This window comes from Leptolyngbya sp. FACHB-36 (assembly GCF_014695955.1).
In the GTDB taxonomy this organism is placed as follows: Bacteria; Cyanobacteriota; Cyanobacteriia; order Leptolyngbyales; family Leptolyngbyaceae; genus FACHB-36.
The window spans coordinates 1-1833 of sequence record NZ_JACJPG010000493.1; the positions used below are offsets into that span (position 1 = coordinate 1).

3 protein-coding genes are annotated in these 1833 nt (G+C 52.4%); 1 reads left to right on the forward strand and 2 read right to left on the reverse strand.

What is annotated here, in order from left to right:
* The first annotated feature begins 409 nt into the window (after nt 1-409).
* Nucleotides 410-541, forward strand: coding sequence for a hypothetical protein (locus H6F43_RS22735; RefSeq protein ID WP_277879936.1), 132 nt, complete (start codon nt 410-412; stop codon nt 539-541).
* 81 nt (nt 542-622) lie between these two features.
* Here the strand turns inward: H6F43_RS22735 and H6F43_RS14120 are convergent, their stop codons facing one another.
* Nucleotides 623-1276, reverse strand: a complete 654-nt coding sequence (locus tag H6F43_RS14120; RefSeq protein WP_190343375.1) for a response regulator transcription factor — start codon at nt 1274-1276, stop codon at nt 623-625.
* A partial coding sequence (locus tag H6F43_RS14125; RefSeq protein ID WP_190343376.1) for a sensor histidine kinase occupies nt 1273-1833 on the reverse strand: 561 nt, incomplete at its 5' end. The genes H6F43_RS14125 and H6F43_RS14120, both read right to left, overlap by 4 nt.

Consider the following 1833-nt stretch of genomic DNA (forward strand, 5'->3'; position numbering starts at 1 on the left):
AGTGCGCGTCCAATAATCTCAAGGCCTGTCTCCCCAGATAAAAAGCGAGTAGCGGATTCGAGGAAAGGAAGGCTATCGTCCACCAAGAAAGTACGTAGAGGCGACATAGGCAGGGTCGTTCAAGGGAAGAGGCGAAGAGGCAGCATCAACTCGTTGTTCTAGCTAGGTCGCTCAAGCTGGGCAAAAAGTTCTGCTGTGGACTTTAGGTGCTCAAGTTCAAGCTTATGCTGTTTGCAAGAAAGCTTCCATCAGGAAAACCCTGAGATGTCTCTCGGGTCTCCCTGAGGATTTCACAAGGCTTTCTGCAGACGGCATCTCCTGATAACAGTGATGGCAAAACCAGTACAGTTTTCCGTAGCGAATATGACGAAGTAGGAGGTCTGAGCAGAGTGGGCAGGTTTGCTGAGTCATGATGGGCGTTCCGGGTAATGGCAACTTGCCAACAGATGACGGCTGTGGCGAGGACTGCTGCGGCAAGAGTGATTTGAAGGACGATCGCCTCGCTCACTTCATACGCTATGCCAAGTTCCACCGGAACTAAATCAGGAAAATCCTGGTGTTTGAGGAAAAAAAGTCTGAAATTTGTACGATCGTCTGCGAGTGCGGTCTGTAAGCTCAGGCGCTAATCTTCTGGAGTGATTAATCCCATGCGAATCGCATAGCGAACCAGACCTGCAACATCGTGAATATTCAATCGCTCCATTAGCTGCGCGCGGTGGGTCTCGACTGTTTTGACACTGATGTGTAGCAGTGGGGCAATTTCTTTCACCGATCGCCCCTGTGCTAATAGTTGCAAAATTTCGCGCTGGCGAGGCGTTAATTGACTTGGCGAGCTGGATTCACCACCGATCCGTCGCACATAATCGGACACGACATGCTTGGAAACGGCTGGACTAAGGTAGGTATCTCCTTTTGAGACCGATCGGAGAGCAAGTTCCAGTTCATTAACGCCAGAGTCCTTCAGTACATAGCCCCCTGCGCCCGCCCGCAGCGCTTGCAGCACATACTCCTCATTTGCGTGCATCGAGAGAATAATGACGCGCACCGCCGGAAATTCTTTCACAACACGAGCAGTTGCTTCTAAACCATTCATTTCCGGCATGGCAACGTCCATCAACACCACATCCGGACGATGCGCTTCGATTAACCGCAGGGCTTCACGACCATCATTTGCTTCTGCCACAACTTGGACGGCATCCAGCGATTCTAGCAGTGCCCGTAGTCCAGCTCGGACCAACGTATGGTTATCTGCTAGCAAAACACGAATTGGCGTCATTGTACGGCGATCTCTGAATCATGGAACGGTTTGGAAGCGTAAGCGGCGATCGGAAGGTGCACCTCGATCGCGGTTCCATGCAGCAGAATTGATTTAATCGTGAGTTGACCGCCGACTAGTAAGGCGCGCTCCTCCATGCCCAACAGCCCCAAACTTCCCCCCTGAGCTGCCTTCTGTCGCGCTGCCTGCACATCAAACCCAATTCCATTGTCGCAAATCAGGAGGTGCAGAGCGTCGTCTTGCTGGCGTAGTTTTACCGAAACCTGCTGCGCTTGGGCGTAGCGCATCACATTGGTCAGGGCTTCCTGAACGATGCGGAAGCATGCCGTTTCAACCGTTGTAGAGACCTGAGCCGTGTAGGAGTCCACCAACAATTCCGCTGTAACTCCGGTTCGTTGAGTAAACCGATCGACGTACCACCGCAGCGCTGCTACCAGTCCCAAATCGTCCAGCAGGGAGGGACGCAGATCAAGCGAAAGGTTACGCACCTGCTGCAAGGCAACATCAACAATGTTGACGCTATCTTGAACGGGCGCTGCATAAGCACTGGTTTCGGA